This window comes from uncultured Ellagibacter sp. (assembly GCF_934617235.1).
Lineage (GTDB): Bacteria > Actinomycetota > Coriobacteriia > Coriobacteriales > Eggerthellaceae > Ellagibacter.
Map to the genome: position 1 here is coordinate 19,280 of NZ_CAKTTZ010000029.1, position 13,640 is coordinate 32,919.

General features: G+C 60.4%; 15 protein-coding genes and 2 tRNA genes. All 17 read right to left on the bottom strand.

Going from position 1 to position 13,640, the window contains the following annotated elements; translation table 11 throughout:
- Positions 1 to 65 precede the first annotated feature (65 nt).
- Positions 66 to 2,246, bottom strand: a complete 2,181-nt coding sequence (locus Q0G85_RS06790; RefSeq protein ID WP_297156034.1) for an ATP-binding protein — start codon at positions 2,244 to 2,246, stop codon at positions 66 to 68.
- Positions 2,243 to 3,517 carry a DNA repair exonuclease gene (locus Q0G85_RS06795; RefSeq protein ID WP_297156036.1) on the bottom strand — a complete coding sequence of 425 codons (1,275 nt, stop codon included), beginning with the start codon at positions 3,515 to 3,517 and terminating at the stop codon, positions 2,243 to 2,245. The genes Q0G85_RS06790 and Q0G85_RS06795 overlap by 4 nt, the downstream gene beginning before the upstream one ends.
- A gap of 12 nt (positions 3,518 to 3,529) precedes the next feature.
- Positions 3,530 to 4,945: a replicative DNA helicase gene (gene dnaB / locus Q0G85_RS06800; protein WP_297156038.1), complete on the bottom strand. Its 1,416-nt coding sequence runs from the start codon at positions 4,943 to 4,945 to the stop codon at positions 3,530 to 3,532.
- Positions 4,946 to 5,117: 172 nt separating this feature from the next.
- Positions 5,118 to 5,657: a 50S ribosomal protein L9 gene (gene rplI / locus Q0G85_RS06805; RefSeq protein WP_297156039.1), complete on the bottom strand. Its 540-nt coding sequence runs from the start codon at positions 5,655 to 5,657 to the stop codon at positions 5,118 to 5,120.
- A 14-nt stretch (positions 5,658 to 5,671) separates the two neighbouring features.
- The gene (gene rpsR, locus Q0G85_RS06810; protein WP_297156041.1) at positions 5,672 to 5,941 is read right to left on the bottom strand and encodes a 30S ribosomal protein S18; all 270 of its coding nucleotides are present in this window, start codon (positions 5,939 to 5,941) and stop codon (positions 5,672 to 5,674) included.
- A gap of 11 nt (positions 5,942 to 5,952) precedes the next feature.
- Positions 5,953 to 6,423: a single-stranded DNA-binding protein gene (locus Q0G85_RS06815; RefSeq protein ID WP_297156043.1), complete on the bottom strand. Its 471-nt coding sequence runs from the start codon at positions 6,421 to 6,423 to the stop codon at positions 5,953 to 5,955.
- 53 nt (positions 6,424 to 6,476) lie between these two features.
- Positions 6,477 to 6,770 (bottom strand): 30S ribosomal protein S6, encoded by a 294-nt coding sequence (rpsF, locus tag Q0G85_RS06820; RefSeq protein WP_297156045.1) that lies wholly within the window; start codon positions 6,768 to 6,770, stop codon positions 6,477 to 6,479.
- Positions 6,771 to 7,074: 304 nt separating this feature from the next.
- The gene (locus tag Q0G85_RS06825; protein ID WP_297156047.1) at positions 7,075 to 7,614 is read right to left on the bottom strand and encodes a hypothetical protein; all 540 of its coding nucleotides are present in this window, start codon (positions 7,612 to 7,614) and stop codon (positions 7,075 to 7,077) included.
- A gap of 304 nt (positions 7,615 to 7,918) precedes the next feature.
- Positions 7,919 to 8,011 (bottom strand) — tRNA-Ser (locus Q0G85_RS06830).
- Between the two features lie 62 nt (positions 8,012 to 8,073).
- Positions 8,074 to 8,165, bottom strand: a tRNA-Ser gene (locus tag Q0G85_RS06835).
- A gap of 135 nt (positions 8,166 to 8,300) precedes the next feature.
- Entirely contained in the window at positions 8,301 to 9,131 is an 831-nt protein-coding gene (locus tag Q0G85_RS06840; RefSeq protein WP_297156048.1) for an ABC transporter ATP-binding protein, read from the bottom strand.
- 5 nt (positions 9,132 to 9,136) lie between these two features.
- Positions 9,137 to 10,342: a SurA N-terminal domain-containing protein gene (locus Q0G85_RS06845; protein ID WP_297156050.1), complete on the bottom strand. Its 1,206-nt coding sequence runs from the start codon at positions 10,340 to 10,342 to the stop codon at positions 9,137 to 9,139.
- A 178-nt stretch (positions 10,343 to 10,520) separates the two neighbouring features.
- Complete coding sequence (purE, locus tag Q0G85_RS06850; RefSeq protein ID WP_158049118.1) at positions 10,521 to 10,985, bottom strand: 5-(carboxyamino)imidazole ribonucleotide mutase; 465 nt, start codon at positions 10,983 to 10,985, stop codon at positions 10,521 to 10,523.
- A gap of 100 nt (positions 10,986 to 11,085) precedes the next feature.
- Complete coding sequence (locus Q0G85_RS06855) at positions 11,086 to 11,490, bottom strand: YkgJ family cysteine cluster protein (protein WP_297156053.1); 405 nt, start codon at positions 11,488 to 11,490, stop codon at positions 11,086 to 11,088.
- Between the two features lie 288 nt (positions 11,491 to 11,778).
- Positions 11,779 to 12,696 carry a Sir2 silent information regulator family NAD-dependent deacetylase gene (locus Q0G85_RS06860; RefSeq protein WP_297156055.1) on the bottom strand — a complete coding sequence of 306 codons (918 nt, stop codon included), beginning with the start codon at positions 12,694 to 12,696 and terminating at the stop codon, positions 11,779 to 11,781.
- The gene (locus Q0G85_RS06865; protein WP_297156056.1) at positions 12,677 to 12,946 is read right to left on the bottom strand and encodes a hypothetical protein; all 270 of its coding nucleotides are present in this window, start codon (positions 12,944 to 12,946) and stop codon (positions 12,677 to 12,679) included. The genes Q0G85_RS06860 and Q0G85_RS06865 overlap by 20 nt, the downstream gene beginning before the upstream one ends.
- Positions 12,947 to 13,021: 75 nt before the next feature.
- Positions 13,022 to 13,640, bottom strand: a 619-nt coding sequence (locus Q0G85_RS06870; protein WP_297156058.1) for a nuclear transport factor 2 family protein, incomplete at its 5' end; no start/stop codon positions are given.

Below are 13,640 nucleotides of genomic sequence, written 5' to 3' on the forward strand. Positions count from 1 at the left end.
CGCCGCCCCGCGCAAGCGAGGCCGATCGGCATTTTTCCTGCAACCCCTGCATTATAAGGGATGGGTTACACGGCAAGTTCGATGACGTTGGTAGCGTCACCAACTTCGCGTAGAACGGAAACAACCTCTTCGTGGCAGGTGAACATGATGACCTGACGCGCCTTCGCGAGCTCGGCCAAAGCGCGCGCAGCACCCTGCCGACGGCGGGAATCGAAGTTCACGAGGATATCGTCGGCCAAGATGGGAATCGCGCGACCCACGTTGTCGGCAGCGAGCAGAAGCGCGATGCGCAAACTGAGATAAAGCTGCTGGCACGTGCCGAGCGACAGGTGAACCGGCTCGCGTTCGGTGTGCACGGAATCGGCCACGCGCAGGTGGCCGTCAGTAGTCATGTAGACGCGGACCCAGCGGCCCTCGGTCATAAGCGACATAAGCTCGCTCGCCTTCGCATACACTTCAGGCTGGCTTTTGCTCTCCCAGGCAGAGATCGCCACCTCCAGCATACGACGAGCAAGCAGAAGCCTCGCGAACGTCTGCAGCGACTCGTTGTAGCGCGTGCGAATCTGCTGGTAGGCCATGCGCGCCTCATCAAGCGTATGCTCTCCGCGCGCTGTTGCAAGCTCTTGTTTGAGCTCGCCATACGTCCGGTTCATGTTCTCGAATGCCTCCATGAGGTTGGTGCGTTGCGAGACCTTGCGCGCGATCTTCGCGTCGAGCGCCGAGAGCGTCGCGTTCTCGCTCGGCAGATGCGCTTGGGTGTATGCGCTTGCGAGCGCGTCGGCGTTGCGCGCGATCTTCTCCTCGAGCGAGGTCAGGCGAGCGGTGAGCGCTTGGGAGCGCTGCTGGAGCAAGGCCACGTTGCTGCGCGCGTCTTTCGCCTCATCGAGAATCGTTCGCGCGCGGCGCAGGCTCGCCGAGGCTTCCCCCAACCCGCGGCTTTCGAGGAATGCACGGATCTCCTCCTCGAGCGCTTCCTGCTCGGCGAGGCACGACTCGTATTTCTTCTTGTCCTGCAGCATGACCCACTGCGCGCTTTGGAGCTCGGCTTTTCGCGCTTCTTGCTCTTTGCTCGGGCGGAACAGCATCACAAGCGCGCCCGCAGCAAGAAAGACCGCCATGGCAACCAAGCCCAGGCCAAGCGCCGTAAACGAAAGGCTCGAAATTTCGCGTCCATGCACCACAAGGGGCACGCCGCATCCGATGAATACGAGCGGCAGCGCGACGGAGAGCACCACTTGCGCCGTGCGCTGATGGCGGGCGCGAATCTCCATCTCGCGGGTATCGGGAGCCTCAAGGCGCACCTCATAAGCGGCCTTCGATGCAGCGTAATTTGATTTTGCCAGGTCAACGCCGTGCGAGCACTTCGATTCCCTGTCGGCGAACACGTCGATGCGATCGCGCAGCTCACGGTCCTCCGCCGCCGCCATAGCCATCAGCTCGCGAGGGATTGCGTGCCTGCCACGCCGCGTTGCGAGCGCCGCCTGCGTTTGCTCCTCGGTCAGGCGCGCGTGCTCCTCGGTGATTTCCTCGCGCTCGGCCGCAAGCTTCTCAATGCGGGCGCGGTACGCGGTGAGCTCCTCGATGCGCGCGTTCAACTTCGAAAGGCGCGCGCTGAGCGAATCGCGCTCGGGCTCCATCTCGTGGAATTCCTTATCCTTGCGACGCAGGCTGTCAGCGATTTCAGCGGCGCGCGCCATCTCCTCTTTCGCGTCCGCAAGCTGCGAGCCCAGATTCACCAGCGACTCTTCGGCACTCGCCGCGCGCGATGTGCAGGCGGCAAGGCGCGCCTGTACCGCAAAGAGGGCATGCGCAGGCGACGTTCCCGTGCCCGACCCCGCCGTGAGCAGCCGCGCCGTGACATCAGTCGTGTTGCGCAGACGCCGAAGCTCGTCGCTCGTGAGCGAGAACATGGTCGAAAACGTCTCGCGGTCGATATCGTGCACAAGCGAGGCGTCGCCTTTAAGCCCTTCGGCATTGCGTGCGCGGGAAAGCTCGATCTCGCCTCGCTCACCATCGTCGAAGAACAGCGAACCTGCGCGATCGGAGGCTTCCGGCTTGTACGTATTGCGGGTTCCGCGCGCCTCTTCCCAGCCAAAAAGCACTCCGCGGACAAACGACGCCGTCGTCGTCTTCCCCGCCTCGTTCGGTCCGTAAACCACGTTCAGATGAGGGCCGAAGGGTCCGACAACCTTGCCGGAAAACGCGCCGAAGCTTTGCATCTTGATATGCTTCAGGAAGGGCCTCATCGCTCATCGCCCCCGCACAAAAGGTCGATGACCAGGTCTTGCGCCTCTTCGGCGAGCGTCGGGATATTCTGCACGAGCGAGCTTGGCAAAGCGATGTTGCTCTTCAGGAACTCGTCTTGCAGAAACGCCGCTTCGTCCGCCTCGTTTTGGCGCATCGACTCGGCGACCCCGAGAAACATCGCGGGGAACATTCCCTCTCGGCGCGCTGCCGCAAGGTCGTAGGGCCGGCGCGTCTTGTCGATGAGCGCATCGCAGAAGAATTCGGGATGGGAATCGTTGATCTGGCTCCTCAAATCGTCGATCACCCCAGGGCGGCTAAGCACTTCGTGGAGGGGCGTCGAGCCGACAAGCGCGATGCGCACGCACATCTCCCCGCAATGAGCCTTCCCGTTGACGCGGAATAGCTCGCGCGTGACCAGGTCGGATACATCGGGAATCGTGGCGCAGTTCGAAATGTCGACCTTCATGCGCTGCCAGACGACGCTAGCAGTGGGGATGAACTCGACCGTGTTGCGACGCCCTTCCTCAAGCGTCACCAGGCTCACGCCGCGCGGGCCGGTCTCTTTGATGTCACGCCCCTGAATGCAGCCGGAAAACACAAGACGGGGGTTGTCGTCGGTGTAGATAAGCTGCTGGTGGATATGCCCAAGCGCCCAGTAGTCGAACCCGGCGGCCAGAAGCTTGGCGGGTGCCACAGGCGCCTTGTTCGGATCCAGGTCAAGACCAGTATGGAGAACGCCAACACCGAAAGGTGCCGAAGCGGCATCTTCCCCGAGGGCCTCGTTCGCGGCGGCGCGCGTAACGCCTTCGGCGATACAGGCGTCGGCCGGCCACGTCTGGTTGTAGTAACCGCGCCCGCCGAGGACGCACAGCGGCTTGCCCGCCCGACGATAGAGGGCAAAGCTCGGCTTGTCGGCGGCAAACATGGTCGCGTTCTCCGGCAGGTTGAAAAGGTCGCGCTGCCAGGTGGTGTAAGGGTCGTGGTTTCCCGTGCACAGGTACACAGGAATCCCCTCGGCGCCAAGGCGCGCAAGACCGTCGAAAAACGTGAGGTAGTCGGCGTAGGAAGGCCGCGCCGTGTCGAAGATGTCACCCGCAATCACCACGAAGTCGACGCGGTTGTCGATAGCGGCGGACACCACGCGCTCATACGCTTCGGGAATTGCCTCGATCAGGCGCTTCGCCCAACGCTCGGAAAGCGCTCGAAGGCCGCGAAAGGGAGCCCCGATGTGAAGATCGGAAGCATGGATGAATGTCAGGCGCTCCGCCATCGGCCCTCGCCCCTACGCGTATCCGCCGACGCGCGAGTCATCGATGAGGTCCATGAAGCGCGTATATTCGGCGTTGAAGGCGAGCGGGATATCGCGCGTGGGACCGTTGCGGTGCTTGGCGACGATCAGCTCGGCTGTACCCCAATCGGGACGGTCGTCGCTTTCGCCCTCCTCTTCGTTCATGCTTCGGTCGATGAACATGACGATGTCGGCGTCCTGCTCGATGGATCCCGATTCGCGCAGGTCAGAAAGCATCGGGCGCTTCTTACCGCGCATCTCGACAGCACGGGAGAGCTGCGAGAGAGCGATAACGGGCATGCCCATCTCCTTCGCGAGGATCTTCAAACCACGGGAAATCTCGCCGACCTCGACGGCACGGTTGCCGTCGCGGCGCGTTTGCGGGGGCTGCATAAGCTGCAGGTAGTCGACGATGATCAGGCCGTTTCCCTGCGCATGGCGCAACTCGCGGCGTGCCTTCGCGCGCGCCTCCAGGATGGAAAGGCCCGGCGAGTCGTCGATGTACATATCGAGCTTCGAGAGCGCATTCGATGCATCGGCGATAGCGCTCCAGTCCCCTTCGGCGATGAAGCCGCCGCGGATCTTCGAAAGGCTCACGCGCGCCTCGGCGCACAGGATACGCTGCATCAGCTGGCTTGCCGACATTTCCAAGGAGAAGAAGGCGACCGACGTGCCCGCCTTTGCCGCATTTACCGCAAGGTTCAACGCGAACGACGTCTTGCCGACGCCAGGCCTTGCAGCGAGGATGACCAAGTCACCCGCGCGCAGGCCGTGGAACAGGTCGTCTGCGTCCTTAAAGCCGGTGGGGACGCCCGCCATGTGGCTTTTCTGCTCCGCCAGCTTCGTGATTTCCTCGAACGCCTCGGTGAGCAGGGTGTCGACGCGCGCGAACGTCGAAGAGACGCGCTTCTCCGTGACGTTGAACAGCGTTTTCTCAGCCGACTCCACAACCTCGTTCAGATCGTCAGGAGCGTCATAGGCGAGCGCATTGATCTGGGCGGACGCGAAGATGAGCTCGCGCAAGATAGCCGTTCGCTTCACGATGTCGGCATGGTTTTGCCAGTTGGTGAGCGCAAACGTGTTGTCCGCGAGGTCGACGAGGTACGCCTTGCCGCCCACTGCATCAAGCTGCCCCGACGCGTTGAGGGTGTCGGCGAGCGAGATCTGGTCGATGGGGATGCGACGGATGTTCAAGTCGCATATCGCCTCGAAGATAATGCGATGCGCAGGACGGAAGAAGTTCTCGGGCTTCAGCTTCAATACCAGCTCTTCAACGGCATCGGCGTTGAGCATGCACGCAGCCAAAACGGACTGCTCCGCTTCGATGTTTTGAGGCAGCGGCCTGTTTTGCGGCGTGGACTGCGGCGCAAAATCCTGGTTGCGCGAGGCATTGGGGCGGTTGTCGGGCATATGCGATGGCTTCCTTCTGGGTGCGTTGATTAGAGTCGCTAAAAAATCGTTTTATCCGTTGTATCTTACCCCACCGCGAGCGCTCCGGACGAAACGCCCTCCAAACACCAAGAAACCCCTCGCCCAAACGGGCAAGGGGTCTCGAGAAAAGCGTGTTCGCGATTGCGATGCGCTATTCGGCAGCAGCCTCGGTCTCCTCAGCGGGAGCAGCTGCTTCCTCGGCAGGAGCCTCGACGGCTTCTTCCTCTTCCGGAGCCTCGGGAGCCTTGTCGCTCACGACGTTCACGGTAACGGTAGCCTTGATGTCGCGGTAAATGGACACTGCGACAGCATGCTCGCCGGCAACCTTGATCGGGTTGCCAAGTTCGACGCGACGACGGTCGACTTCGACGCCAAGGTTCTCCTTGATTGCGTCGGCGACGATCGAAGACGTGACGGAACCGAACAGCTGGCCTTCCTCGCCAACGTTGGCGAGAACCTTGACGATTGCGCCATCGAGCTTGGTGCGCATAGCCTCAGCGTCGGCAAGACGAGTTTCCTCGCGCTTGGCGATGTTGTGCTTGCGCTGCTCGAGCTGCTTGAGGTTGCCAGCGGTCGCCTTGATGGCGTAGCCCTGGGTCAGCAGGTAGTTGTTGGCGTAGCCGTTGGCAACTTCGATGACGTCGCCTTCGCCGCCCCTGCCTTTCAGTTCTTTAAGCAGAATGACTTTCATGGTACCTCCTTCGCCTAGCGGTTGCGGCGGTCGCCACGGCCGCTCACGGCGGGAACCGCGTAGGGCATCAAAGCCATTTCGCGAGCGCGCTTCACGGCGTTCGCGATGTCGCGCTGATGCTGGGTGCAGGCACCCGTCACGCGGCGCGGCTTGATCTTTCCGCGGTCGGTCACATACTTGCGCAGCATCTGCGTGTCCTTGTAGTCGATGTACTCAGCATCGTCCTTGCAGAACTGGCAGAACTTGCGACGCGGCTGCTTCGCGTAATCTGACGTTTTCTTCAACTTGCTCTTCCTTAGAACGGGATGTCATCATCGTAGACGGAAGAAGAGGCATCGATCGCCGGGGCCGGCTGGGGCTGGTAGCTCGCCTGAGGAGCAGGCTGATAGCCGCCTTGCTGCCCGTAGTTTTGCCCGGAAGAATACTGAGCATCGCTGTTGCGGCTCGACATGAACTCAAGCTCGTCCACGATCACTTCGATCTTGGAGCGCTTCTGCCCATCGCGTTCCCACTGGCTCCAGCGCAGCTTGCCTTCAATCGTCACCTTCGTGCCCTTGGACAAATACTTGTTCAAGGCGTCGGCGCGAGCACCGAACATGGTGCAATCGATGAAGTTGGGGTAGTCCTCCCATTCGCCGGTTTGTTGGTTTTTGCGACGGTCGTTGACCGCCACGCCGAAACCGAGAACGGAAGTGCCGCCCGCAGTACTGCGAAGCTCAGGGTCGCGCGTCAGATTACCGCTGATGATTACTCTGTTGATGCTCATGATTCTTGCCTCTTCCCATGTGCCGGACGCCAAGGGCGCCCATTAAGCTCCAGTTAGTCGCGGTCTTCGCGCTTCACGATCATGTGGCGGACCACAGCATCGTTGATGCGCAGAACGCGATCGAGCTCGGCAACGTTCTGAGGATCAGCGTGGAAATTGGCGAGAGTGTAATCACCGTCGGTCAGACCATTGATCTCATAAGCAAGTTTACGCTTGCCCCACTCTTCGACGTTGTCAACCTTGCCTTCGCCCTCAGCGATCGTGGTCTCGATTCGCTTCATGACGGCAATGCGATCTTCGTCGGAAATGGTCGGGGCGACAAAAAACAGCAGTTCGTAAGCCTTCATCAGCTCACCTCCTTTGGACTTTACGGCTCTGGGTCTGGTGAAGGCATTTCACCCAGAGCAGGATACAGCCTGTCTATATTAACGTAGGCATCCCGCTTCGGGTAGACTAAAGCTGCCTCCCATCACCTGAACCACACATCTTCTCGAGCCGCCGAGCTCGCTTTTAGGTGCATCCTAGCATGCAAACCTGGCAGAAACCTTCCCGTTTCCTTCCCGATTCTCGGCGCGTTTTCTCCGCTAAAGAAAATGAGAGCCCCGCGCTTTTGCGCGAGGCTCTCGCAGATATTCCATCCAAAAGGAGGCTTCACTCTCCGTCGGTGTCGATTTCCGTCGAAGAATCCTCATCGTCTTCCGTCAAATACTTCTCGTCGATCTCGTCCTCGCCGTAATCGACTCCGCTCTTAAGCTTCGCCATGAAGTTCGGAGCCTCACCGATATAGGCAGCCTCCTCCTCGAAGGTGTAGCCGCCCTCGTCGTCGATCGTATAAAGATAGCCAACCGCATAGCCGTCCTCTGCGCCCGGCACGCCGCCCTCGGCGATGATAACGTCCTTCGTGCCATCGTCGGTCTCGACGTAGCCGTCATAGCAAAACGCGTAGGCATCCGCACCGCGGGCACCTTCCACCGTATGCTGCGCAAGGTTGTAGCATTCCTCCGAAGAATCGCCCGGATGCGACTCGATGAACAGGTTCTCTTTCACCACCAGCGTCGTGAACGGAACGAGCTCGGCACCCTCTTCCATCTTCTCCTTCGCCTCGTCGAGGGCGAACAGGAGCACGTTTTCGAGCATCTCGGGAATTTCGGGAACTTCCTCGGATGAGTTTTCAACAGTACGATCGGCCATTAGGTCGCTCCTTTGCTTTTCGATAATCGATTGTCCCAGTGTAGTCCACTAAGCTGGCTTTTTGGAGGGAAGCACAGAAAAAGCCCCCGCGATTGCGAGGGCTCATTATTTCGTGGCGGAGGAGGAGGGATTCGCGCGTCCGCTTCGCGAACCCGCACCCCTCCCTCGCAAGCTCGGTCGGGCGAATTCCTAAAAACGTGCCACTGGCACGTTTTCTTAACGGAATTCCACCTCATCGGTTCGAATCCCCGGGGAGCCCCCGGGATATGAAAAGCCCCCGCGATTGCGAGGGCTCATAATTTCGTGGCGGAGGAGGAGGGATTCGAACCCTCGTTACCCGGGTTGCGGGCAAAACGGTTTTCGAGACCGCCGCATTCAACCACTCTGCCACCCCTCCGCATGGGGTGTGGGGCTTGAGCCCCTTATACGGGAAACGCGCCGAAGCGCGTTACTTTTTTCTGGCGGAGAGATGGGGATTCGAACCCCAGATACCCTTTTGGGGCATACACGATTTCCAATCGTGCTCCTTCGGCCAGCTCGGACATCTCTCCGCATTGCCAATTGCAGCAGCTAAGTATTATACATAAGACCCTGTTTACCTACAAGGAAATTTTTCAAAAACTCGCAAACCCGCCCTTCACAATGCCGCCAAGTGGAAAAATCAAACTCCACCAGGGCATCCGTCCTTAGTATTCGCTCGTCAACGAGTAATGGCCAGGCGTCACTTCGGCGACGTTCATCGGCACGTCGAACAACGACGACATAGCCGTATCGGTCAGGAGCTCTTCCTTCGATCCGTCTGCGTGCACCGAGCCGTCCTTGATCAACAGCAGCCGCTCGATCTCGGGGATGATATCCTCGGCATAATGGGTGACCAGCAGAATCGCGCGCCCTGACTGCGCAATCGAGCGCATAGACCGACGCACGTAGTGCATCCCCTGCGGATCGAGGCCCGTGCACGGCTCATCAAGCACGACGACATCGGGGTCATGAACGAGCGCACGAGCAAACAACACGCGGCGCGCCTGCCCTGTCGAGAGCGTCATCACGTCCCTGTCGGCGATCGACTCAACGCCAAGCGTCGCCATGGTCTTTCGGCAGCGCGCGTAGTCGTCCTCGCTCGCATTCACACGCTTCGGCACACCCAGCGAGCCGAACAAGCCGCCCGCAACCACTTCAATAGCCGGCATATGCACCGTGATCTGGTCCTGCATCGTTGACGACACGATACCGAGGCTCTTCTTCACATCCTCTAGTGTCGCCCGCGCGTTCCCACGGAAGAGCACGGGAGGCTCGTCCTGGTAAAGCGGGAGAATCTCACGCGTGATCAGCTTGATGAAAGTGGACTTGCCCGCGCCATTCGGACCGAGCAACGCCATGCTCTCGCCCTCGGCAAGCTCGAAGGAGCCAACTTGCAGGATTGTCTTGCCCGACCGCTTTACGATCGCATTTTTCAGAGAAAGAAAGGGAGGGCGCGAATCCACTTCGCACCCTCCCTCGAACTGACTGTCAGCCATGAAGCCTATGCTGCCTTCTTAGTTTCCGATTCGCTGTTGTCGCTCGAAGCAGAGTCGCTCGAGGTGCTGTCGCCCGAGGTGGAGGAAGCGTCCGCAGCGCTCACTTCGTTGTCGGCGGAGCTGCTGCTCCCGTCGGTGGAAGAGGAATCAGACGAGTCGGAGGAGTCATCGCTTTGGTACTTCGACATATCAAGGTCGTAGGGCAAGCCGCTCGGCATATCCTTAATCTCGATGTCCGCATTTTCCTTCGCGTCGGAGAGCCACTGCTGATAGGCCTTCGATTGGTTCGAGGACTTAAGCGAGCTTCTGAACTGGTCGACGAACTCGGAGGGCAGCTGATCGAGGCTCGTCAGCTCAGCGGGAGCGTGGAACTCGTCGGTGCACTTGATGATATGAATGCCATAGCTGCTCGTGACAAGCCCGCTGACCTGGCCCTTTGAAAGGTCGGCAAGACCGGCGGTGTATTCGCTCACGAAGGAGTTGAGCTTATCCCAACCCACATCGCCGCCGTTTTGGCCCGAGCTATCCTTGGAATAGGTCTTGGCGGCCTCAGCGAAATCGAGCGTTCCGGCGTTGATCTGGTCGAGCACGCTCTGCGCCGTCGCCTCATCGTCGGCGTCAAACAGGATGTGGGAGGAACGCTTCGCGCCATCGTAGCTGGAGATATAGGTCTGAGCATAGGAGAGAACGTCCTCGTCGGAGGGGTCGTCACCTTCGAAGGCCTTCAGGAGACCTTGTTGCAAAAGGGAGGTCTTGATGTTGTCCTTGTACTGATCTTCGGTCATGCCGACGGCCTGGAGCGCCTCGTTCCATTTGTCGTCGCTCGCATAATTCTGCTTCATCTGGTCGACGTAGGACTGCACCTCGTCGTCGCTCACCGTGACGCCCTTTTCCTCGGCGCCCTGGATGATCAGCTCTTTGGTCACGAGAGAGTCGATGACCTCCTCGCGAACCTTCTCGGGAGTGTAATCATACTTGGCCATCCACTCGCCCCACGCGTCTTCGTCGGTCAAAGACATCTGGGAGCGAATGCTCTCCACGGAATCCGTGACGTCTTTCTCCTGGATTTCGGCACCATTGACGGTTGCCGCCACGCCTTCAATACCCTTCGATCCCGACGTGGAATTGCCCGAGCACGCCGTGATGCTGACCACGCACAAGGCGGACAGGCTCACCGCGCAAACGGCCTTAGCGATTGTAGAAGCTTTCATGAAACCCTTCCCTTTGCATGAAAACGTGCGGGGTCGGCGACGTAAAGCCGCACTTGAAACGCCGATTCCGCACGAGACGTAACGCTGCAAAGTATTTTCGCATAGGAATATTTGGAAACATAAGGTCGCACAATTTGCCCACTTATGTTTCACAGAACCCCGCGCGGGACGTGAAGCGCTACGCCTCAGCCATAGCCGCTTTGAAGTCGATGATCTTTTGACGGCATCCGTCACAGTTAGTGCCAAGCATCTGCACCGCGAGGATAGCTGCATTCTTCGCGCCGTTAATCGCGACGCAGGCAACAGGCACGCCAGAGGGCATCTGCACCATAGACAGAAGGGAGTCAAGACCGCCCAGATCGCTCGTCTTCATAGGCACGGCGATGACGGGGTCGGGCGTGTAAGCCGCGACGACGCCTCCAAGATGCGCCGCCTTGCCCGCCGCGGCGATGATCACCTTGATGCCGCGCTCGTGCGCCGTAGACGCCCATTCGTGCACTTCAAGCGGCTTGCGATGGGCGCTCGCCACCTTCACTTCGTAGGAAATGCCGAATTCGTCGAGCTGCTGCATGCACGGCTCCATCGCCGGCATGTCGGATTTGCTGCCCATGATAATGCCCACAACGGGCTTTTCGTCTGCCATGTCAAGACCTTTCACGCGTCCGCTTATTTGCCTTTTCAGTATACGCGTGGCGCGCGATCGATCGCGAAGGAGGGGGCGATAACGCGGAGTCTGCGCAAAGCTAGCTTGCTGCCGCGCGCATGAGGCGGGCAATAGCCTCGTAGCCGGAGCGCCCGCGCACGAACTCCTCCGTCAAATCAAGCAGGGGAATGTCCTCGGGAACGACGATCGAAGGGTTCTGCTTCAGAATCTCGATACGCGGAACATGACAGTTGAACAGGCGGCATACCTGCGGGCGCGCCTCCCAGATCATGCAGCCGCCTTCAGGGGACTGCAGCGGGCAGCGCTCACCTTTGCGATCGATCGGGCGCACGTGTTTGCGGTCGATGCATTTATGCATGGCGTCGAGCTCTTCGGGCGTGATGGCCAGCACATTCAGCCCGCAGCACTGCCCGCAGCAGGTGCAATCGGGATAGCTATTGTCGCCGTCGAAGCGCAACGGTTCGTCATTAGGGGTGATTTTCATGCCTTGCTTTCGGATGATTCTCGTCTTTTGCCACTTGATGATAGCGCTATTTGCACCACGCAAGCATTTCGTTGGCGCAGCATCGATGAGCGGCATGGAAGCCAAGGGAAGCGTCCCCGCCGAAAGCCGCGAGGCGACAAGAGCCTAAGCGCCGCTTTTACCGCCTCGCAGGAGCGCCGCGCGTCATCCTCACGGATACGCGACAGATTCGTCCCAAAAAATTTAGCGAACATGAAATCTCATTTCACCTGCGATTATTTGCTTCTTTAGGGCTTGAAGACCCAAGGACTAAAACGTTTGAAGAAATTCGTCTATATCGCCATCCACGAGGATGCTCCTGCCCGCAATGGCGGCTGGAGCGCACGCCCCTCCTATGTTCACGCAGGCGTACGTCGCATTGCCGTTCCGGCCCACGGCGTTCCAGAAGGGGTATTTGATGATGACGGGCGTGTTGTTTCCGACGCCCAGCTCAAAATACAGGACGCGGTCGCTGGAGTGCGTCTCGCAGAACGCGCGGTAGCGGGAGGCCGCCTCATGCCATCCGCGGTCCTCGCAGAAAGAGCCGTCGACGCGCAGGTTGGGAACCAAAGGCGCCCCGCAGCGTGGGCAACGGGGAACGAGCTCGCTTGGCACTCGCTGGTCTTTCTGGCTGCCCACCATCTCGCGGACCTGCCGCTCGTTGTCGTATGTCTCGCCGGAGCAGTTGCGGGCGCACTGGAACAAGCCGTAGTCTCCCTGCGTGTAGAACAGCCGAGCCTTGTCAAACCCCGCCAGCTGGAACTGATGGTCGACGTTGGTGGTAAGGACGAAGTAATCTCGCCCTTCAAGGATGCGCAGGAGGTCGAGATAGGGTTTGCCAGCCCCCGCCTCGTAGCGGTTGAGCAGGATGGCTCGGCTCCACCACGCCCAGTAAGTCTCCAAGTCGGGGAAGGGATGGAACCCGCCCGAGTACATGTCGGTTATCCCGAACCGGTCGCGGAAGTCCGCGAAGTTCTCGTCGAAGCGCTTGCCGGAATAGGAGAAGCCCGCCGCGGCGGAGAGCCCGGCGCCTGCGCCCACCAGGACGGCGTCGCACCTGTCGAGTTCCCGCCTCATCGCCTCGGCCGCTTCTTCCGTCGTCGCGTCGGCCCCGCGCACGAGGGCCACACCCCGCTTGGCGCGCACGTATTCGCCGCCGGCGAACAAGTTAGATGAAAAGAATGTCACGGTAGATCCTCTCGTCCGATTCCAGGAAGACGTCGAACACCACGTGGATGAACATCACGTCTATCACGCGGACGGCGGGAAGCCCCTCAGCGTCGACCGTCGCGAACGAGCAGTCCCTAATGCGCCTCAGGAAGCGCAGGCAGTACCCGGCGTCTATCTGCCCAGCGCTGGCGACGGGGATGCGACCGGATGTCGCCAGGCCGAAACCGCCTCGCGCTCCCTGCCCTTGCCATGCCCTCTCCCAGCCCATCTCTTGCCCCCTCACGATCGGCCGCGACGCCTCCTGTAGAGGGCGCCGCGGCATTAGTCCAGTTCTGTTGCGGTGCTAGAACTTGCCGTTTTCGTTCTGCCAGTCGGCCGGATCGGCGATGGTCTCCATGACGTCCCAGTGCTCCGCAACCTTGCCGTCCTCCACGCGCCAGAGGTCGTAGTACGACGTGGGCTTGCCGCCGAAGGTGCCCTCGCTCACGCCCAAGACGAAGTTGCCCTGCGCGAGAACCTGGTGGGTCCTATCGTAGATCATCTGGATGCCGTCCGCGGCGAGCGCCTCGAGTGCGGCCCCCAGGCCGGAGAGCCCGTCGGCGATTCCGGTGTTGTGCTGGAGGTAGGCATCGCCCGCGAAGTACTCCGGAGTCTTCTCGGGGTGTTTCCCCTGCATGACGTCTTCGAGAAACGCCTCGATGAGGGCTCGGTTCTCCCCTGTCTTGTCGAGCTCGGAAACCTCGGTGGGGCCGTCGGTCTGCGTGCGGCCGGAGGGGTTCGGCCCGGCGACGTCGGCGAGGTTGTCCCAGTGCTCGGCGATGAGCCCCTGGCCGTTGAAGCGGAAGATGTCGAAGGCGACCTGCTCGCCGGCTCCCGCGAAGTTGTAGACGCTCTGCAGGAACACCTTGTCGCCGTCCTCGAACGCGCGGACGTTTTTCACCGTCGTCTTGACGGGCGCGGAG